This is a genomic window from Candidatus Brocadia sp., from assembly GCA_021646415.1.
Classification (GTDB): domain Bacteria; phylum Planctomycetota; class Brocadiia; order Brocadiales; family Brocadiaceae; genus Brocadia.
On the sequence record SOEU01000003.1, the window covers coordinates 1 to 19,594 of the forward strand.

The 19,594-nt window shown below is 40.4% G+C and carries 19 protein-coding genes, 2 tRNA genes, 1 pseudogene and 1 riboswitch; of the genes and pseudogenes, 11 read left to right on the forward strand and 11 right to left on the reverse strand.

Annotated elements, in window-relative coordinates:
• The first annotated feature begins 705 nt into the window (after positions 1-705).
• The 9 genes and pseudogenes from E3K36_03825 to E3K36_03865 all read left to right on the forward strand — a co-directional run bounded on the left by E3K36_03825 (position 706) and on the right by E3K36_03865 (position 8,420).
• Positions 706-930 carry a DUF433 domain-containing protein gene (locus E3K36_03825; protein ID MCF6154381.1) on the forward strand — a complete coding sequence of 75 codons (225 nt, stop codon included), beginning with the start codon at positions 706-708 and terminating at the stop codon, positions 928-930.
• A gap of 1 nt (position 931) precedes the next feature.
• Entirely contained in the window at positions 932-1,294 is a 363-nt protein-coding gene (locus E3K36_03830; GenBank protein MCF6154382.1) for a hypothetical protein, read from the forward strand.
• 138 nt (positions 1,295-1,432) lie between these two features.
• Positions 1,433-1,613: pseudogene (locus tag E3K36_03835) on the forward strand (DUF433 domain-containing protein).
• The gene (locus E3K36_03840; GenBank protein MCF6154383.1) at positions 1,601-1,846 is read left to right on the forward strand and encodes a hypothetical protein; all 246 of its coding nucleotides are present in this window, start codon (positions 1,601-1,603) and stop codon (positions 1,844-1,846) included. Before E3K36_03835 ends, E3K36_03840 begins: the two are co-directional and overlap by 13 nt.
• A gap of 101 nt (positions 1,847-1,947) precedes the next feature.
• Positions 1,948-3,465, forward strand: coding sequence for a radical SAM protein (locus E3K36_03845; protein MCF6154384.1), 1,518 nt, complete (start codon positions 1,948-1,950; stop codon positions 3,463-3,465).
• A gap of 173 nt (positions 3,466-3,638) precedes the next feature.
• Positions 3,639-4,694, forward strand: coding sequence for a glycosyltransferase family 2 protein (locus E3K36_03850; GenBank protein ID MCF6154385.1), 1,056 nt, complete (start codon positions 3,639-3,641; stop codon positions 4,692-4,694).
• A 50-nt stretch (positions 4,695-4,744) separates the two neighbouring features.
• Positions 4,745-5,815 (forward strand): phosphoribosylformylglycinamidine cyclo-ligase, encoded by a 1,071-nt coding sequence (locus E3K36_03855; protein MCF6154386.1) that lies wholly within the window; start codon positions 4,745-4,747, stop codon positions 5,813-5,815.
• A 152-nt stretch (positions 5,816-5,967) separates the two neighbouring features.
• A complete protein-coding gene (locus tag E3K36_03860) occupies positions 5,968-6,327 on the forward strand; it encodes a DUF309 domain-containing protein (protein ID MCF6154387.1) in 360 nt (119 codons plus the stop codon).
• 881 nt (positions 6,328-7,208) lie between these two features.
• Entirely contained in the window at positions 7,209-8,420 is a 1,212-nt protein-coding gene (locus E3K36_03865) for an HDOD domain-containing protein (GenBank protein MCF6154388.1), read from the forward strand.
• Between the two features lie 31 nt (positions 8,421-8,451).
• On the opposite strand, the gene E3K36_03870 is transcribed toward E3K36_03865, so the two are convergent.
• From E3K36_03870 to E3K36_03885, 4 genes are all read right to left on the reverse strand, one after another.
• Positions 8,452-9,891 carry an ammonia-forming cytochrome c nitrite reductase subunit c552 gene (locus E3K36_03870; GenBank protein MCF6154389.1) on the reverse strand — a complete coding sequence of 480 codons (1,440 nt, stop codon included), beginning with the start codon at positions 9,889-9,891 and terminating at the stop codon, positions 8,452-8,454.
• A gap of 19 nt (positions 9,892-9,910) precedes the next feature.
• The gene (gene nrfH, locus E3K36_03875; protein ID MCF6154390.1) at positions 9,911-10,381 is read right to left on the reverse strand and encodes a cytochrome c nitrite reductase small subunit; all 471 of its coding nucleotides are present in this window, start codon (positions 10,379-10,381) and stop codon (positions 9,911-9,913) included.
• Between the two features lie 102 nt (positions 10,382-10,483).
• Positions 10,484-11,812, reverse strand: a complete 1,329-nt coding sequence (locus E3K36_03880) for a glycerate kinase (protein ID MCF6154391.1) — start codon at positions 11,810-11,812, stop codon at positions 10,484-10,486.
• Positions 11,813-11,919: 107 nt separating this feature from the next.
• Positions 11,920-12,189 (reverse strand): hypothetical protein, encoded by a 270-nt coding sequence (locus E3K36_03885; GenBank protein ID MCF6154392.1) that lies wholly within the window; start codon positions 12,187-12,189, stop codon positions 11,920-11,922.
• A gap of 146 nt (positions 12,190-12,335) precedes the next feature.
• Positions 12,336-12,440, reverse strand: a riboswitch (cyclic di-GMP riboswitch).
• Between the two features lie 293 nt (positions 12,441-12,733).
• Here E3K36_03885 and E3K36_03890 point away from each other — a divergent pair.
• Positions 12,734-12,811: transfer RNA gene (locus tag E3K36_03890), tRNA-Pro, on the forward strand.
• Between the two features lie 162 nt (positions 12,812-12,973).
• Here E3K36_03890 and E3K36_03895 read toward each other — a convergent pair.
• The 6 genes from E3K36_03895 to E3K36_03920 form a co-directional block, all read right to left on the reverse strand.
• On the reverse strand, positions 12,974-13,276 hold the full coding sequence (locus E3K36_03895) for a hypothetical protein (protein MCF6154393.1): 303 nt from the start codon (positions 13,274-13,276) through the stop codon (positions 12,974-12,976).
• Between the two features lie 15 nt (positions 13,277-13,291).
• Positions 13,292-14,812: a tetratricopeptide repeat protein gene (locus E3K36_03900; protein ID MCF6154394.1), complete on the reverse strand. Its 1,521-nt coding sequence runs from the start codon at positions 14,810-14,812 to the stop codon at positions 13,292-13,294.
• An 85-nt stretch (positions 14,813-14,897) separates the two neighbouring features.
• Entirely contained in the window at positions 14,898-15,404 is a 507-nt protein-coding gene (locus E3K36_03905) for a hypothetical protein (GenBank protein ID MCF6154395.1), read from the reverse strand.
• 129 nt (positions 15,405-15,533) lie between these two features.
• Positions 15,534-15,609 (reverse strand) — tRNA-Glu (locus E3K36_03910).
• A 100-nt stretch (positions 15,610-15,709) separates the two neighbouring features.
• Positions 15,710-16,483, reverse strand: a complete 774-nt coding sequence (locus E3K36_03915; protein ID MCF6154396.1) for a dihydroorotate dehydrogenase electron transfer subunit — start codon at positions 16,481-16,483, stop codon at positions 15,710-15,712.
• Positions 16,476-17,396 (reverse strand): dihydroorotate dehydrogenase, encoded by a 921-nt coding sequence (locus E3K36_03920; protein MCF6154397.1) that lies wholly within the window; start codon positions 17,394-17,396, stop codon positions 16,476-16,478. Before E3K36_03920 ends, E3K36_03915 begins: the two co-directional genes overlap by 8 nt.
• 442 nt (positions 17,397-17,838) lie before the next feature.
• Here E3K36_03920 and ruvC point away from each other — a divergent pair, with 442 nt between their 5' ends.
• Positions 17,839-18,312, forward strand: a complete 474-nt coding sequence (gene ruvC, locus E3K36_03925) for a crossover junction endodeoxyribonuclease RuvC (protein ID MCF6154398.1) — start codon at positions 17,839-17,841, stop codon at positions 18,310-18,312.
• Positions 18,313-18,566: 254 nt separating this feature from the next.
• Here the strand turns inward: ruvC and E3K36_03930 are convergent, their stop codons facing one another.
• Positions 18,567-19,553, reverse strand: a complete 987-nt coding sequence (locus E3K36_03930; protein MCF6154399.1) for a radical SAM protein — start codon at positions 19,551-19,553, stop codon at positions 18,567-18,569.
• Positions 19,554-19,594 lie beyond the last annotated feature (41 nt).

Genomic DNA, 19,594 nt, shown 5'->3' on the forward strand with positions numbered 1-19,594 from the left:
CGCCTATAACGCCACCGGGTAACTCCGCAAACCGCCAAATATTGAAGTTTATTATTGATTTTTGCGTAGTAAGGGTATTATGGAAGGCCGATTTTTGCTACGCGAAAATCATTTGCAGAATTTAGGTTATATTATTTAACCGGTGAGAATTTTCGTCCACTTGAAATAGATTCTGTAAAAGGGTGGTGGGCAAAACATAAGAACGAAGCAAAGTACAAATCACCATACAAATATTACTTTAAAGCCCTTAGCTACATTAAAAGAGGTACTCTTACCGATAACAAAAAAAGAGAAGTTATTGCGCTTCTAGACAAAACGATTGATGTCGATTCTAACGCTATTCATGCAAGATGTATTCGTGGTGGATTTTACTCTTTAATCGGAGAAGATGATAAAGCAAAAGAAGATTTTGAATTTGTTAAGAATTTTGTTAATAAATTTCCGTTACAGCCTAAATATGAGTATAAATGGTTATTTTTCTGGCAGGCAGCGTCGCAGGTAAAACAAGGCAAAATCAATAATGCTGTAAACTCTCTAAAAAAGGCGTTGGAAATTGATCCAAAACTGAAAAGTGATTTAAAAGCTTATGCCAATAAATTTGAAGAGTTCAAAACACTAAAAGAAAATTTAGAAGTTAAGTAGGTTGGGTTGGACGAAGTGAAAGCCAACATTTCTTTATGCTAATGACAAATCGGGAAGAAAACCATGGAAATAGCTCCAAGAATCAGTGTCGATGAGAAAGTCCGTTTTGGCAAACCTGTCATTACAGGGACACGAGTTCCTGTAGATCTTATTCTTGGTAAACTGGCAGGCGGCATGACTTATGAAGAAGTTATGGCTGAATATGAGATTACACGTGAAGATATATTAGCAGTTCTCGATTACGCAGCCAAGACCTTGTCAAGTGAAGAAATACGGGCAGTAAGTTAATATGCCAAAGTTTTTAATCGATGAAGATATGCCACGCTCTACTGCTGGAGCTCTCAAAGATCGTGGTTATGAAGTCAAAGATATCCGAGATTACGGACTTCGTGGTGCCGATGATAAAAAGGTTTACCAATTTGCCCAGAACGATCAGGCAGTGCTTATTACTGGTGGTATGGGCTTTGGCAATATACTGCATTTTCCAATAGGACGTCATTTTGGTATCGTTATTGTACACTTCCCGAACGAAATGACTACCAATGAAATAAACCGTCAACTTGTGGAAAGATTTAGTGAGTTTGCAGAGGATGATTTTAATAGCAATTTGATTATAATAGAACCGGGCAAGGTGAGGATTAGAAAAGAGTAAAGTTGTTTATAAAGTCTATACGATCGTAAAATATTCGGGTTCAAGTTGAAAACTTGAACCCGCGAAAGAGTTAAGTAGGTTGGGTTGAACGAAGTGAAACCCAACATTTCCTTATGCTTATAACAAATCTGGAGGCAAATCGTAGAAATAGCTCCAAGAATCAGTGTCGATGAGAAAGTACGGTTTGGCAAACCAGTCATCACTGGTACCCGTGTCCCTATATATCTCATCCTTGGCAAATTGGCAGGGGGGAGTGGCTTATGAAAAAGTTATGGTTGAATATGAGATTATCAGTGAGGATATATTATGGACAAAGTAGAAAAAGCTATTGAAACGACTGCCACTATTGATGCAAAAAGGCAACTTGTATTAGATGAACCACTACCAGTTGTTGGTCCAAAAAAAGTTCGTGTTATTATATTATTGCAAGAAGAAATAGACACGGATGAAAAGGAACGGCTCAAGTTGGCAGGTGTTAATAATGCTTTCGATTTTTTGAAAGAACCAAGGGAGGATATTTACACTTCTTCTGATGGGGAAACCATTGTATAATCAGGGGTAAAGTAATATTAGTGAAGTGAATAATAAGCTGAAGAAATTATTTTACATATCATAAAGACCCAGTTATATTTTAAATTTAAAAAATATATCATATGAAAATTACCTTTCTCGTACCACCCCCAATTGATGGAAATATCCCTGAACGAGTTGCAGGGTGTGCTTATTTACTCTATTATGTCCCAAACATCTTTCTGCTGAGCGCCGCCGCCGTCCTGGAGAAAGAGGGTTATGAAGTTAAGTACATTGAGACTACTATTAAAAAGTGGGATCGGGGGCATTTTTTGGCATTTTTAAGAGAAGACCTGAGCGATGTCTATTGTTTCTATTCTGTCAATCTCTCCCAAAATACCGATTTTCAGGCGCTAAAGGACATTCGTGAGATTCGAGGAGATTTACCTATCGTCTTTTTTGGTCCTGCACCATCTGACCGGCCAGCAGAGTTTGTAGTTGATGACAATACCTATGTTGTCAGGGGTGAACCTGAATACACGATGCTTAAGCTCGTGAAGGCCTTAGAAACAAAATCAAATATGAAAGGTATAGAAAGCGTATCTTTTAGAAAGAAAAGTGGAACTCATATAGGCCATAGACTTATAGAAAATACCCCCCCTCTATCCCCCCATTCGCAAGGGGGGGATGTGGGGGTGGAAAATCCATTCTCAGGTGAAATCATTCATAATGCTAACAGGGAACCGATAGAAGACTTGGATATGTTGCCCTTTCCAGCCAGGCACCTCCTGGAAGAAAGAGATGTCTATTATAATCCAAAGTTAGGGAAAAGACCTTTTACGGCTGTTTGTACATCAAGGGGTTGCTCATACCGGTGTATCTATTGTGTCCCATCTTCTTTAAGCTTTTCGCGGGAACTTGAATACAAACACCATGTTGGCAAGAAACCAGCGGTAAGAAAGAGGTCTCCTGAAAATATTATCAAGGAATTTCAATTGCTAAAATCTCAGGGTTACAAGGCCGTAAATATCCAGGACGACCAGTTTGTATGGGGCGAAGAGCGGACGGTTAAAATTTGCGAAGGTATCAAAGACCTGGGTATCGTGTGGGGCTGTTCAGCGAGATCAGACCATCTAAGCGAACCCATTGTAAAAGCCATGTCAGCAGCAAACTGCAAATTTATCGATCTCGGCGTTGAATCATTTAATCAAGAGATACTGGATTACGTCAGGAAAGACATTGACGTCAGGAAGAACGAAGAAGCCATAAAATTGGTCAGGAAATATGGTATTAATGCAAAGATCAATATCATGTTTGGTGCATCGCCACTGGAAACAATGGACACCATAAAAAAGAATATGGAAGAGGTCAAACGGCTGAAGGTAGATCAGGTCATGTATAACATTGCCAACCCTTTCCCCGGTACAGAATTTTATAAAATTGCCAAAGAAAACAAACTCTTTGTTTATGGAGATTATAAGCCCGTCAATGTGGCAAAGGAGGCCAATATTGCCTATCCTCATCTTGGCAAGACTGATTTGGAAAATGCCGTGCGCCGTGCCAATTTTGAATTTTTTCTGACGCCCCGTTTTATCCTGAAAAACATACGACGATTGGGTTCCCTGGATTCCTTAAAGGCCATGTTCCGGAAGCTCTTTTAGATAAATGATTTTATGCATAGCAACCCACAAAAAAACATAAGTATTTTTCACCTTTCCAAACACTCCTTCCAACGAGGGAGAGGCATATTAAGCTTCCTAGACAGCCTTAGTGATAGAGGAGAAAAATCCCCTCCCCCCCCGTGGGAGAGGGTGCGGGTAAGGGGGAATTTCTGATGAAATTTTCCATCCTCGTTCCTGCATACAATGAAGAACGATCTATTTCATCCTGTCTCAATTCCCTCACTTCACTTACTTATGACGGTAAGGAAATCATTGTTATTGACGATGCCTCAACCGATGGTACCGTTCAGTCAGTTGAGGGGTTTTTGGACAAAGGAGTAATTTTAGTCAGACGGGAAAAGAATGGTGGAAGGGCTGCTGCCCTGAACTCCGGGTTGCAGAAGGTTACAGGTGATGTTGTTATCACAACGGACGCCGACACGGTTGTACCCGTTGATTGGTTGCAAAGGTTTCAATCACCCTTTGAACAACAGGGCGCCATTGCCGTAGGAGGGGCTTATCAGGCACGAAACAAGGATAAACCCCTGGTAAATGCGACGAGTGTTCTGGATCAAATATTAAATGGGGTATTTAAGAAGTCACTTGTGCCCAATAAGCTGTCGGGTGTGAATTCAGCTGTTCGTAGAGATGCGCTATTAAATTTAGGAGGTTTTAACGAAAATTCGTGGTGGAGTGAAGATTCTGAATTAGGATGGAAATTAAGCAGGATAGGTAAAGTTGTTTATGATCCCAACAATATTGTGAGTACCCAATATCCAGACACATGGCCAGGTATCTGGAAGAGAAAGTTTTACTGGGGATATGCAATGGGCCTGAAATTTCGTGAACAACTGCCATTCAATATAAAACTATGGATACGCCCCATAATATTTATGGCGCTTTTCATAAGTCTTTTCGCATTTCTGGCTACAGTGCCTTATGGAATACGCGTGTATTTCGTGCCAGGTTTGATTTTCTTACTTTTATTAAGTTTATTGACACTTCTTTACGTTCCATTAGGTGCAATCGTTATGGCAAGAACCGGAAACAGTGCATCGTTAAAAACGTTACCTGTACTTGCAGTCTTACCCCTCGTTCGTGAATTCGCCTATGTCTATGGTTTGTGTCTTGGTTTTTACAAAGGAAGGGTGGGATCAATAAGGCCTTCATGGAAGGAAAAAATAAACCACAAAGACACAGAGAGGACAGAGAAAAAAATAGTAATTTAATTATTGTAGGACGAACGGACGTTTTACCCCTGCTTTACAATGGATAATCTATGACAAAAAAAATAAAAAAAGGACTTTCATATAAAAATGCAGGTGTTAACATTGACACAAAAGGTCAATTTACAACAGATATTTACTCAAAAATGCAAACGACCTTTAGTTCACGGGTAATTGAAAATCCTGATGGTTTCGGGGGGCTGTTTGCTTTAACCTCCCGTTTTAAGAAATATCGTCAGCCCATACTTGTCTCCTCCACTGATGGGGTTGGTACCAAATTGAAAATCGCCTTTATGATGGATAAGCATGATGCCATTGGAATCGATCTGGTAGCCATGTGCGTCAATGACATCATCGTATTGGGAGCCGAACCCTTATTTCTTCTCGACTACCTGGCAAGCAGCAAAATTGTACCAAAGGTCCTGCATGAGGTAATAGATGGTATTGCAGAAGGATGTCGCCAGGCTGGGTGCGCCCTCATTGGCGGTGAAACACCGGAAATGCCAGGATTTTACCAGGAAGGTGAATACGACATTGCAGGTTTTGTGGTGGGCGTTGTTGAAAAGGACAAGATTATCAATGGCAAAACAATAAAACCCGGGGATATAGTAATCGGTTTGAGTTCAAGCGGAATCCATAGCAATGGATTTTCCCTTGTACGAAAGGTCTTCTTTGACAAGGCAAAAATGAAAATAAACCAAAAACTTAGTAAATACGACTTGAATACCACCCTGGGAGAAGAATTGATAAGACCTACTAAGATTTATGTAAAACCGATCTTGAAGGTATTGAATAAACAGAAAACAAAGAAGATCATCAAAGGTATGGCGCATATTACGGGGGGTGGGCTACTGGAAAATATACCTCGTATCTTACCGGAAGGATGTGCTGTTCAGCTAGAAAGGGACCGATGGAATGTCCCAAGGATATTCAAAATCATACAGGACCTGGGCAACATCGATGATCTGGAAATGTCCCATGTATTTAATATGGGTATTGGCATGGTACTGATCGTATCCAAATCTGATGTGAAAACAGTCTTAAATGATCTTAAATACGCAAAAGAACCGGGAATGGTTATTGGTGAAGTCGTAAAAGGAAACAGAATTGTGCATATTGTGTAAAGGAATTCTGCCCAATATCTGAGGGAAAATTTCCCCTTTTTCTCCTCCTTCGCAAGGATGGGACGAGGGGTGGCTATAAAATACAATTGAATTTTGGCCGGTATTGCGTAAAGGATAAATCCCGCTCAGCAGGGTATGCATACTAATACTATATGAATATAAATATGGATAATTTTGAAAAAGGCATAAAATTCTTTAATGAAGGGAATTATTTCGAAGCCCACGAAACCTGGGAAGATCAATGGCGTGATACTGAAAGATCACCCGAAAAATATTTCATCCAGGGACTGATCATGGTTGCAATAGCGCTCCATCACTACAAGCGGAAAAATTATACCGGGGCATTAAAACTCCTCAAAAAAGGCATTAAACTCTTAAAAGAATTCGAAAGGCTGAAAACGAAAATAGACCTGGACAATTTCCTGGAAGAGACAATCACATTTTATGAAAAATTTAAGTCATCCAGCCAATGCATATCAGAGAAAGAATTTCCACGGATTAAAAAACTATAAAATCATTCAAATTTAAATTTTTTTACGATTCCTGTTAGTGATCCGCAATGCAGTGTAAAAACTTGCAAAATAGACTTGTAAGCTGAAAGTTTACAAAGATTTACCTTGGAAAAAAGTGGTTACTAGTTACAAATTCTCAGATGAATTTTAAAACCTTTAGAGATACTACTGGTAGAGAACAGACCAGAGACCGTTTAAATCGTCTTTGAAACACAACGATGCCTTAAAGGTTATAACTGAAGGCGATGGAAGAACGATGCCAGAGCACTTTGATCCAAAAGTACTTAAGGTGTTTAAATATTGCTCCAGCGTTTAAAGAGATTTTTTATAAACACCAACACTGATTAAAATTTCTTGCATCAATCTACCGCCCACCCGTATTGAGTAAATTTTTAAATTTCCCCTAAATTACCACAGTATCATTCCGATAATTGAGTATAAAAAATGCAATTAAAAAACAATATATGCAAAGAAAATAAATAACGAATCTTAATCCTTTAAAAACCTTTATATGCAATTTATTTTTTTAAATGAGTCAAGTTTTTTAAAATGACTACGGGAACCACAGATTGCACAGATTTCACTGACAAGAATGTAAATAATCTGTGGAATTGCATTGTCAGATATCTGGTAATCAGCGAAATCTATGGCTCCAAGCGTCTTCTATCGGTCTGAGTCTTCGCCCCGTTAGGGATTAAGATTCAAAATTCTCTGACTTCCTATGGTGAAGTTGCTGTGGAAGTAGTGGAATGGACGAAAAACAGATAAAATTCTTCTGATAGAAGATAACCCGGGTGATGCTTGATTGATACGGGAAATGCTGAAAAAGACAGAGACCACTCTGTATAAGCTGGAACACGCAGATAATCTTTCTTCATGGCATGAAAAGAATTCTCTTTGTTGACGACGAGTTGAAAGTACTTCAGGGGCTTCAGCGAATGTTGCGCTTCATGCGTCATGAATGGCATATGGAATTTGCCACAAGTGGACAAGAAGCATTAGAAATATTGGCAAAATCCTCGTTTGATGTAATAGTAACGGATATGCATATGCCGGGTATGAACGGCACACAACTCCTGAACGAAGTGATGAGAAGATATCCCAGTGTGGTGCGAATCATCCTATCCGGACAGACAGATCAAGACGTCTTCCTATCATCATCCCACCTCATACACCAATTCCTTTCAAAGCCATGCGACACAGAGTCTTTGAAAACAACGATTGCCCGCTCGTGTGCGATGCAAGGTTTGTTGAAGGATAAATCACTCAAGAAATTAGTATTGCAGATAGAGTCGCTCCCAAGCCTTTCAAATTTGTATCTTGAAATACTGGAAGTGTTACAATCACCAAATGTATCTATGGAAAAGGTAGGACAGGTCATATCTAAAGACCTTGGAATGACCGCAAAAATTCTACAGATTGTTAACTCAGCCTTTTACGGACTCCGCCGTCGTATCTCCAATCCAACTGAGGCAGTAGTTGTCCTGGGTTTGAGTACCATCAGGGCTTTAGTTCTGTCATATCAGCTATTTTCAAGTTTTGAACATGTTAAATTGCGAAGGTTTTCGGCTGATATTCTCTGGAAACATAGCATGATAGTTGGAGCATTTGCAAAGCAAATCGCCAGGGCAGAGAACTATCCATCGAAATTGATCGATGATGCGCTGATCGCAGGCATGTTTCATGATATAGGCAAATTAATACTCGCTGCAAACCTCCTTCTTCAATACGACAAAATGTTAGACTTGGTATATGAGAAGAGCATTCCCCATTGGGAAGGGGAACAGGAGATATTCAACGGAACACATGCCGAAGTAGGTGCATATCTCCTCGGTCTCTGGGGTTTATCCGATTCCATTATTGAAGCCATTGCCTTCCATCACATCCCAGCAAAATGCCCCGCTAAAACCTTTACTTTAGTGACCGCGGTACACATTGCCGATGCGCTGGGAAACACGGTGTATCCAATGGAGATCGAAGCGGGGTCACAAGTGGATTATAATTATATAACCGAATTAGGGTTGTCTGAACGGCTTTCCGTATGGCGGGAATCTTGCATGGGGATTTCAGCAAAGGAGTTCATTGATGGATGAAAAATCCTTTTCGCATTAAGAAATTATTACTTCAACGTGCCACTGTTTCCAATTTTAATATCTCAAGCTGCCCTTGCCGTGCATAATCAATTGCCTCACCCAGGATACGTGCAGCTTCTTGTGGGGAGTGGAAGCCCATTGAATTTTCTGCAGCCACAAAGTCCAATCGCCACTGAGACTTACGGTGCAAGTCTTGCGCTGCTTTCAATTGTTCTGTAAGTATTCCAGATTCTTGCGCCCGTTGTACATCACGAATAAGAGCAACAACAGCAACCTCAGCACGACCCATTAACTCTCTCGTGCGGTCCTGAATCAATTCGACACGCGCCTTGAGTTCCGATTCGCTAAAATGATGACAGGTTTGACACGCATTGGAAATGTTCAATAACGGACTACGCACATGGTGATCGCTGATTTTGATTGCACCTTCCCGCTTGTAGGGCATATGGCAATCCGCACATGCCACGCCGCTGCGGGCATGAATCCCCTGGCTCCACATTTCAAATTCAGGATGTTGTGCTTTGAGTGCTTGCGCACCGGTTGTTTTATGCGTCCAGTCTTTAAAGCCCATTTCATCATAATAGCCTTCGATCTGTTCTACCCTCATACCTTTGCGCCAGGGATACGTTAAGAGCTTGCCTTCGCCTTTAAAGTAATACTCTACATGACATTGACCACAGGCAAACGAGCGCATCTCTTGCCGTGTTGCCATGATGTTAACATCATACTCGCCTTTAAGCCCATCTTTCCGCCAGCGTTCAATGCTGGGTAAATGGGGTAATGGATAATCCGATCTGGCTAACTCTCGAATCGCATTGAGAAAGGCAGGCCGGGTAACTCGTAATTGCATGGTCTCCGGATCGTGGCAATCAATACAGGATACAGGATGGGAGACCATCTTGCGAGCCTCATCATACGGCATGGCACAGACTATTTCAAAACCTTTCATAATTTGCTCCTGCCGATGTGCTTCATCCGCAGGTATACCTGCCATAATTCCAGCTTCACGATAAGCAGACAGGACAGATGAATGACAGTGCAGACATGCCCCCGGTTGCCTGACAATTTTAATCCGTTCCGTTATATCCTGGTCAGAGAGCATGTAGGCATGACCTCGGTCCTCGCGATAATCCACGCCGAAGGCATAACCTTTAAAGATCTCACGCCAGTGCGGATCTTCTTCAAGCTTATTAAAGGCATCACTTCCACCGTGTCGGGTCCGCTCTGTATCCACTGTCCGGCGATATCCATCGTATTGACGTGGATAATTTTTTCCCCAAACTACAGGATCGATGGTATCCTCAGTTACTTCCGCAACGCGAAACACGTGCTGTTTCGCCTCTTCTTTGCGTCGGGTAACATTTTTTAACAGAAAAACAACTCCCACCGTCGCTGCTGCAACCACAACAATTATTAACAGATAAAAAAACTTTGTACTATCTCGAAAATGAACTGACGATTGACGATTCATGACTTCGTTTTTCCTCAATCTAGCGTGCCGGACCGTGACCAACGCCACTGTGACAATGGATACAATCCAGCATTTGCCGGTCGTTATCAGGGTGAGTAGCAATCTCGCTTACGAACTCCCCGTGGCAATACAAACAATTCTTTTGCAAAATGACACGATTCTCCGGAAGAATTCGAATTGGCTCACTGAAATCCTGCAAGGTAAAGCCCTTTGAATGCCAGAAACCGTTTTTTAACTTTATGAAATATTTTACCACAAACTCATGTGGTATATGGCAATCGTTGCACGTTGCAACAGCATGATGACTCGCCTTTTGCCAGCCATCATACTGTTCACGCATGATGTGGCAGTTAACGCAAGCCTTCGGATCGTCCGATAGATAGGATGCCCCGTTTGCATAATAAAATGTATAGCAGCATAACCCGATGAATATTCCCACACAGCAGCACAGGAAAATAATGAATAAATTTAAACCCGACAGAATTCTCATCGTTCCTCAAATTTTTGAGTTGATGTGAATAAACTGGATTTTTTGTAATGTGAAAGATTATTAACTTCTTTTTCTGGTAAAAACGCAAGAAAATAATCTGATTTATTTGACAAGCAATAGCATAATATCCATCACGTTTGTTTTCGTTGGGCCAGTAACGATCTGGTCATTCAACCCTTTAAAAAATGAATACGAATCATTATTACCAAGATATGCTTCTGGATTCATTGCTATGCTCTTTGCACGTGCAACGGTAAAACCATCTGCAATGGCCCCGGCAGCATCTGTATTTCCATCTATACCATCCGTACCCGCGCTGAAAATAACCGTATTTTCCAATCCGTTAATTTCCATCGCAGCAGATAAAACAAATTCCTGATTTCTCCCGCCTTTCCCGTCTCCCTTTACTGTAACGGTAGTTTCTCCACCCGCAATAATGCAAGCAGGCCGTTCAGCAGGATTTCCTGTCTGATAGATTTCTTTGGCAATAGCGCCATATACCCTGGCTACCTCCCGTGCCTCACCGTTCAGATAAGAAGTAAGGACAACGGTGTGATATCCTAATTCCATCGCCTTGTTATACGAGGCTTCTAATGCCATACGATTATTTCCAATTATTACATTGTAGACCTTATCAAAAATTTTATCGGTAAATTTCGGTGTTTCTTTTATTTTACCATCAAGACCTTTTTGGATATGCATTCTGATTGATACGGGAATTTTTTGAAATAGTTCATACTTCATAAAAATCTTTTCACAATCTAAAAAGGTGCTATAGTCTGGTAATGTTGGTCCGGATGCAATGGTGTCCGGTTGATTATTCACTACATCTGACAATATTAACGACGCAATCTCCGCCTTGCACATTTTTGCCAAACGACCCCCTTTTACCTGTGAAATATGCTTTCGTATGGTATTGACTTCATTAATCCCTGCACCACTTTTCAGAAGCAGTTCAGTAATCTCCTGCACTTCACCCAAACTTATCCCATCGCAGGGCAACTCAAATAAAGCCGAACCCCCTCCAGAAATTAGACATATGACAAGATCGTTTTCCTCAGCATTTCTTAAAAGATGAACGATTTCGATTGTGCCTTTTATTCCAGCCTCATCAGGAACCGGATGCCCGGCCATATTTATTTTGATAATCTTGCATGGCGCATGATAACCATATCGTATATTAACAATGCCCGCCTTTATCCTTTCCCCCAGCAATTCTTCAAGTGTTACAGCCATGAAACCACTGGCCTTGCCAAATCCAACAACATAAATATCCTTATAGGTATTAAGGCGGTAAGTTACTTCCCCTATCCGCAACGAACTACCATCGAGGTGAATATGCCTGCGCATGCAAGTACTAGGCTCTACCGCTCGTAGTCCTGCATAAAATATTTCTCGGGTATGTGCCCGTAAAGTATTCAATTGATTTATCATGCAGAGGTACTAGTAAAATTATAAATAGGCAGTAACAAAAAAGGGGTTGGGTAATACCTATTACCCAACCCCTTTCGAACAACAATTAATGCTCCTACTATTCATTAACCTACCGGTGCAAAATCTCCTGCAGGACTGCCATCGTTATTGTATATTGTCGGCATGTAAAAAGTGTTTTCTGCAGCCTGATCTATCTTCTGGTTGCACTTTGGGCACCGCCTATTGTGTGGACCTCTGCTAATGAATTTTTTTCCACACATGAGACAACTCCTTTCCGCCTTGTCTGTGTAAACATTTTTTAAGGAAAGGGTTTTTTCATTGTATTTTTTTAAAGTTTTACGCTTTGATTTTTCTTTATGCTGGACACTCATCATGAACTCCTTAAAAGGTTAATAAAGTAAATTACAATCGATTTAAAAAACAAAACTCTGTATAATATTGTTCCAAATATTTAATTTTTTGACATATTCAATCCATGAACAAAAAAAGCCTTACTGCAAAGATGGTCACGAAAAACATCTTCGGCAGTAAGGCTGTCTTTATATTCTCCTGCCCCAGCAGGAAAATACTTTAAAGATCCTTTACTTTGCGTCCCCTAGTTGCCTAGGGTTTGCCTTTATCTGAATATGTACTATTTATTTAAAATAGCTCTTAATTTGCAATTATTTTAATCCTAATAACGTTCTATGTCAAGGAAAATATTGCGAAACCGCAAGCCGAGCTAACCTATAGAAACTTAAGCTCTTACAAATTCAAACCTTACAAAAACATTTACGCTGGTTTTCCACTATTTTCCTATTTTATAATACTTCAGAATTTTCATGAAATATAAATAAATATTGTTTTTCCTTGTATTTCAATATATACACCGTATAATATGGAAACTGTTGCTGGTGTGGCTAGCACTAAATTAATTAACGGGGCGTAGCGCAGTTTGGCTAGCGCGCCTGCCTTGGGAGCAGGAGGTCGGAGGTTCAAATCCTCTCGCCCCGACCACTAAAGCACTTACACTACCAAACTCCACATTCCTTTCACTTTGGAAGTCATATACCATACCGCCGTATAGGAATTTTTTGAATTAATCAATAGTGTCGTCTATGCTTTCATTGCGATTTTATGTCAATGCTGGAAAGCCTGCTCCTATAAAATGCAAATTACCTATTTTGATTTTGATTTTTTAGCTTTCCCTACTTTTTTTGAAACAGACTTTTTGACTGCCTTCTTCTGTTTTGGTATGGGTGATGGGCGGCAAAGCATATCACGCTTGGAAGCAAGCCGACCACATGAGTCACAAATGTATTTTAAATTAACGACCTGTGGTGCGCACACATGTCGGGGGTCACCAGTTACAGTACCACAAAATTTGCAAGCAACGACCTTCTTGGCGGGTACTGGATTGCAAAGGTGACCTTTTTTTGTCGTTACCATACCGCACGTCTCACAAGTATAAACATTTTCCATAATGCCCCTCTCTTTCTATCCGGTTTGTTCCTTATTGGGTTTATATAACATATTAATGCATTTTAACATATCTTCTTCGTTTTGAAAGACTTTTCTGAGAAAGGGAATGGCCTCCTTTACACTTCCTTTCTTTAAAAGAACTAAACCAAGATTGCCATACGCTGCCGTTAGTTGTTCATTTATTTGTATAGACTTCTTGTATTCTTCAATAGCCAAATCGTAATTTTCACTCCTGTAATAAACTGTTCCCAAATTATTATGGAGTGCTGCACTTTCAGGATTGCTATTAATGAGGATCTTATACTCAGTTATAGCACGACGATAATCGCCCTTTTGTTTATACGCTAATGCAAGGGCAGCTCTGATTTCATGATTAGAGGGAAATTCATTAATTGCTTGCTTGTAAATCGCAATGGCCTTGTCATATTCCAATAAATCCAAGAATCTGTTACCCCTTAATAACAAACGGATATCGTGGGGGGTATTTGTCATCCCACACCAAACAAGAGTGGACAAGGTTATCAAGCCTACAGTCAAAAACCACCTTTTTTGAGGGATAGTTTCTGGCATATGTACGTGTTTACGCTCTAAATATCTTATAATTAAAATACCCAGGCATAATCCCCATGCAGCACCAAGAAAGGTCTGAAAACTCCCCAGCCATTTCTGGGTGTAATACGCAACCATTAAACCGCAGAAGATCAGCAAGAAGTCACAATACCAGTTATAATTACCCTGTCGTGGAATCAGCCATTTGATTCGGCGGGTAATTGAAATCACATTTAAGCCCCATCGGTAACTTAACGTACCGTTTGGGCAGGCGTTTTTACAAGCAAGGCATCGGATACAGTTTGTATTTACGACAGCATTGTGTTGAGCAATTTCCTCATGTACCGGGATTCCCATGGTACAACTCCTGGTACAACTCATACAGCCTCTACACTCATTAACCTTTCGAATACGCCAAAAGCTCAAATTATCAAAGATTGCAAGCATGGGGGCCCATGGGCATACATATCGACAAAATGCCCTTGATCCCAGAAGATAAATAAAAAGAAAGGCATCAAATACAATAAACGATGCAATAATGAAGGGGTTTCGAGGAAGGTCTACGGTCATTACTTGAGTATCACTGAAACCTATGTGGAACTGAGGATAGCCGTAAATAAGCCAAAATTCAAAAATCACAGTTACTGTTTTCAGGAGAAAGACATATTGAATGATGCTTGCTTTTGAGTGGATGATTTGCGGATTTATTCCAATTTTATAAAGGATTTTTAAGGCAAGGTCTTGAAAAAAGGCAAAGTGGCATCCCCATCCGCAAAAGAGTCTTCCAAAAAAGACTGTTAGAAATACTACAAAAATGAAAAATGCAGCCGCGGAATTTAACAAGCCCATTCCGAAAAGGCTAACAATTCCGTTTAAGCTGAATGTCCCGACTTTTTGATAGCCAAATTTATACCATAGGATGATATGAACAGCGATTAATATATTTATCAAAAACAGGACTAAGAATCTTTTCTTATTGACGTCCATATCGCAGCAGAGCCGCCGCTAAATCCCCCTTAAGAAAAGGGATCCGGGGGGTGTAAAAAGGAGATATGTTACAATAAAACAAGGTTTATTCGGTCAGCATCAATGTGATCTTCGAACTTCCCGAGTTCTTAATACCTACCTTGTATGTATAAAAATCTGGCCTGCCAAGCGTGTCGTCAATATATGCCAAAAATGTACTTTCTCCGGGAATGGTAAACTCTGCATCTTCTTTTCCGCTCCTGATACCAAACAGTTCGAAGGTGACGGTTACGTCTTTGTCTCTGTCACTATTATTGACTATGACAATTCCTACATAAAATCTGCTAAACGTTGGATATTCATATTTAAGGGGTATGGGTTCTGTTGTAGGTTCATCCGTAGTAGCAAATGCCCCCATCACTACCAGAGAGTTCGATTTGGTATTTTTATTAATAGCCGTGTTTTTTAGGGCATATCCCTGAATATTCCACCGGGATTTTCCGCCTGTTTTGCTAAATGCCTCCGACTGGAGTGAAAACAAAAATAAAACTGAAATTGATAACAAAAATACTTTATACGGAGCACGTTTCGTTTTTCGAATCCATTTATGCATCTATCATCTCCTTTGATTCGCAAAGTAACGTCGGGTTTGAGATTCTAAATTGAAAGTTGTAAAAAAAGCGTGAAAACACTTTACGCATGATAGCAGGAATGATTTCCGTTGCATTATAGTTACCTCTGGTAGTACCCCCAAGGGGATTTGAACCCCTGTCTCCAGGCTGAGAACCTGGCATCCTGGGCCGCTAGACGATGGGGGCATGATAAATGCAAGGAAAATTAAGAATATGCAAACTCTTATAAATTATGTTATAGAAAATACTATATTTATTTTATGAAGTCAATAAAATTTCAATTATGCTATCGATTACACAGAATAACCCTTTCCCCTGTTTTCAAGATGGTTATTTTGCCGAAGTCTTTCATCTTGTTTAACTCTGTTGTATTAAAAACAGGGCCGTCAATACATACACGTTGACCACTGCAATCACATTGTCCACAGATACCAAAACCACATTTCATGTACCTATCTAAAGATACTTCGCAATCGATGCTATGGTTTCTACATATTTCAACCACCTTATACAGCATCTTCTCAGGACCGCATGTATAGACCTTGTTGAAGGTTTGTGTTTCTAACAATTCCTTTAGTAAATCAGCGGTTGTTCCTTTAAAACCGGCAGTGCCATCTTCAGTGCACAGTCTCATCCCCTGAAAACGTTTTCGATAGATTAATTCCGAAACAGTTCGTGCCCCGTGTATAACAGTTACATCATGCAATCTGTCCACAACCGTTGCCAGAGATGCCATCCCAATACCACCTCCCACAACACATGAATTTGAGTTGGTTTGCAAATTAAATCCCTTGCCATAAGGGCCACGTATCCCAATGAGATCCCCTACTTTTTTATTGTGAAGCGCGAGGGTAAATGCCCCACATTTTAAAACAGAGATACCCATGATATCCTTTTGAATATAAGATATGGTAAAGGGTTTTTCATCGATAAGGGGTATCCACACCATAATAAATTGCCCTGGAACAAAATCCAGATTGCATTTGAAAAAGAATGTTTTTACACCTAGGGATTCTTCCGAAATATCGCAAATTTTTACCATTTTCGGCTGTTCAATCATGGGCAACACCTACGATATTGCTAATGTTGTCAAAACCGTTCTCGTCCATCCATTGAGTCATTTCTCCGCATACCTTTTTAAAAACATCAATACCACGATAATAAACACCCGTTCCTATACCTACAGCAGATGCCCCTGCCATCATCATCTCAATGGCATGTCGACCTGTGGAAATCCCCCCCACACCGATAATGGGAATATTTATAGCCTTGTACAAATCATACACGCACCTTACGGCAATGGGTCGTAAGGCATCACCTGTTACACCACCCACCATGAAACTCAAGACAGGTTTTTGTGCCTCTATATTGATGATCATGCCGGGTCCCATTGAATTCACGGCCGTGATGGCATCGGCACCGGCATCCTCGGCAGCCCTTGCAATCGTGCAAATCTCAGGAATATTGGGGGATAGTTTCACGAATATGGGCAATTTGGTCGCTTTTCTTACCTCAGAAGTTATGGCATATGTAGCCTCAGGGGTGCCTTGCCCTGCGAGAAGCCCAAACCCTGGGGTATGCGGGCAGGAAAGAGGTATTTCGATGGCTGAAAATTTTGCCCCAGCAAGGCCCTCTACAACCCGTACAAAATCCTCTTTCTGGGTGCCAATGACGCTCGCAATCACCGGTGCACTTATATCCTGAAGGTTGGAAAATTCCCTGGCTGCTGCATCTATGCCAGGATTTGAATAACCTACGGCGTTCAGCATTCCCGCCTCAAAGGTAATAACGGTGGGATTTTTATGCCCCTCTCTGGGTTCAACGCTGATAGATTTGATCGTCACCGCTCCGGCACCATTCTCAGCCACTCTCTTCAGTAATGCCTTTGTCGTACCTAATATCCCAGATGCTAGAATAGTAGGATTAGCCAATTGGATATTACATAAATTGACAGACAGGTTTATATTCGACATTGGGATTATTGAAATTAAGATAAAATTTATTCGCATCAAAATAAAGATTCTTAATTATATAGGTAAAAATTAAAAATCAAAATGCAAAAATACAAATAAAAACGTAAAAATTATACAAAGATTTATTATTGACAATCAAAAAAACTCCTATAATATTTAAAAAGGACTGCAGGAATAGGGCATATTCCCAAATCAGTCAGGCATTAGCTCACAAAGGATGCGAAATAAGATTCTTCGCGGAATTTACCCTGAGCAATAAAAGAGATTCTTCGCTCAGAATGACAAAAAGCAAAAGGGCAGTCACAATGACTGCGTAGTATCTTCCAAAGATAATTTTGACATTTTCAGCAAAAAATAAATTAATTCTGACAGGGTTGACTCATGAATTTCGTGCTTCGGATTTTGTCTTTTCCGACTTGTTTGGGTTAGGAGGTATTTTGAGGTGAAAATTCTTGGAATCGATCCAGGTACGCAAGTCGCTGGTTACGGTGTGATCGAAAAGTTAGGATCAAAAGTGGTCGCCATCGAATATGGTTCTATCAAGGCCAATAAAATCCATAACTTTCCACAACGACTGCAAACAATCCATGACAAGATCATGGACATCATTCTGAAACATCAACCCGACCAGATGGCTATCGAAGAAGTCTTTTACAGTAAAAATATCAAGTCGGCAATAAGGATTGGGGAAGGCAGGGGCATTGTATTCTTGTGCGCGGCATCAGCAAACATTCCCATTACTGAGTATGCTGCCACAGTTATAAAAAAGGCGGTTGCAGGGAATGGGAATGCCCAAAAGGAACAGGTACAGGAAATGGTAAAGATTATCCTCGACCTGCCTGAACTTCCGGAACCCAGAGATGCCTCAGATGCCCTTGCCATTGCGATTTGCCACAGCCATAATCTTAGGTACTAATCTCAGATAATTACAGAAAATCTGTTGGGTTTCATTTCATTCAACCCAACCTACCAGATTATCGCCTGCCAAAGAAAAACCTATCAATATGATGTAATGCAAGCATAGCCCCCCATTAAATAATCTGTTTAGTATCAAAAATCGTTCTTTATGCTTCATCTGAACTGGCGCGTGGGACGCGCCCTACGCTTGCAAAAAATCGTGTCTTTTTAATCTTGAAAATCTGTGTTCATCTGCGAGAATCTGCGTTCTGCTTAATTTATATGTCTCAATCTTAATGCATCGCAATTACCGCAAACATCATTCTGATGTTCACGGAAATACTGCATATTCTCACCGTGCCAAATTTCATCAATACTTTGCTTTAATATGTTACCCACTTCGTAGCGGGGAAGATCACAGCATGGGGTTGCTTTGCCATCGATATTAATATACAAATAATCGTAAGGTTTCGGACAGTACTTATCAAAACGGTACATTACAGGACGTAGTCGTTTGTACAATAACCGAAGCAACCCATTGTCAAAAGCCGTGTAGTTGTTGTCGACCTGTAATCCATATTTTTTGGCTATTTCCTCAGATTCCTTATAAATCTCCAATTCTTCTTCCAGACTAGGCCTTTTAAAATCACTGTTACCTAAAGGATTGTTTAATCGCACTAGATAAACACGATCCGCTCCCACTTCTCCGGCAAATCTGATGGTATCCAGACATTGCCGTTTCGCATGCATGGTTATTTGAATGGTCACGGTCGGTTTTGTTTTATCACCCCGGTATTTCATGAGGAATTCAATGTTCTTTTGGACAACCTTATTGGAGGGATGACCATCTATAACTTCACTACCTCCTTCTATATTGTCTAATGAAATGGTCAGTTTATCAACCGTATCAATAATCCTATCAATAAATGAAGCCAACAACAAACCGTTGGTTGTCATACCAACATAATGCCCTTTCACCTTTGTATAAACAATCATATCCATCAATTTTGGATGCAGTAGAGGTTCCCCCCATCCGGTAAGGGTAATATTATAACGTAATTCCAGCCTGTCGATGATTTTCTGAAAAAGGTCAAGAGAAATGTCTTTTTCAGGCAGGTTAAAGGATTCCCGGGGGCACATACCACACGTATAGTTACAGCGGTTCGTAATCTCTATCTGGATACGTTCTGGTCGTTGAGGAATGATATAAAAGGTTCTACCTACAATACCTTTTATGAGGTACAGGGGATTTGTAAACATTTGTCAGTTTAATATTATTAAATTAAGTCTCTGCACTTACA

Bases quoted from the DNA above. Each gene is read 5' to 3' on its own strand.
- E3K36_03895 (MCF6154393.1), bottom strand. From the start codon at position 13,276: ATGGAAAATGTTTATACTTGTGAGACGTGCGGTATGGTAACGACAAAA.
- E3K36_03830 (MCF6154382.1), top strand. From the start codon at position 932: ATGCCAAAGTTTTTAATCGATGAAGATATGCCACGCTCTACTGCTGGA.
- nrfH (MCF6154390.1), bottom strand. From the start codon at position 10,381: ATGAGAATTCTGTCGGGTTTAAATTTATTCATTATTTTCCTGTGCTGC.
- E3K36_03865 (MCF6154388.1), top strand. From the start codon at position 7,209: ATGAAAAGAATTCTCTTTGTTGACGACGAGTTGAAAGTACTTCAGGGG.
- E3K36_03930 (MCF6154399.1), bottom strand. From the start codon at position 19,553: ATGTTTACAAATCCCCTGTACCTCATAAAAGGTATTGTAGGTAGAACC.
- E3K36_03840 (MCF6154383.1), top strand. From the start codon at position 1,601: ATGGACAAAGTAGAAAAAGCTATTGAAACGACTGCCACTATTGATGCA.
- E3K36_03860 (MCF6154387.1), top strand. From the start codon at position 5,968: ATGAATATAAATATGGATAATTTTGAAAAAGGCATAAAATTCTTTAAT.
- E3K36_03825 (MCF6154381.1), top strand. From the start codon at position 706: ATGGAAATAGCTCCAAGAATCAGTGTCGATGAGAAAGTCCGTTTTGGC.
- E3K36_03900 (MCF6154394.1), bottom strand. From the start codon at position 14,812: ATGGACGTCAATAAGAAAAGATTCTTAGTCCTGTTTTTGATAAATATA.
- E3K36_03870 (MCF6154389.1), bottom strand. From the start codon at position 9,891: ATGAATCGTCAATCGTCAGTTCATTTTCGAGATAGTACAAAGTTTTTT.
- E3K36_03920 (MCF6154397.1), bottom strand. From the start codon at position 17,396: ATGTCGAATATAAACCTGTCTGTCAATTTATGTAATATCCAATTGGCT.
- E3K36_03885 (MCF6154392.1), bottom strand. From the start codon at position 12,189: ATGATGAGTGTCCAGCATAAAGAAAAATCAAAGCGTAAAACTTTAAAA.
- E3K36_03850 (MCF6154385.1), top strand. From the start codon at position 3,639: ATGAAATTTTCCATCCTCGTTCCTGCATACAATGAAGAACGATCTATT.
- E3K36_03845 (MCF6154384.1), top strand. From the start codon at position 1,948: ATGAAAATTACCTTTCTCGTACCACCCCCAATTGATGGAAATATCCCT.
- E3K36_03915 (MCF6154396.1), bottom strand. From the start codon at position 16,483: ATGATTGAACAGCCGAAAATGGTAAAAATTTGCGATATTTCGGAAGAA.
- E3K36_03905 (MCF6154395.1), bottom strand. From the start codon at position 15,404: ATGCATAAATGGATTCGAAAAACGAAACGTGCTCCGTATAAAGTATTT.
- E3K36_03855 (MCF6154386.1), top strand. From the start codon at position 4,745: ATGACAAAAAAAATAAAAAAAGGACTTTCATATAAAAATGCAGGTGTT.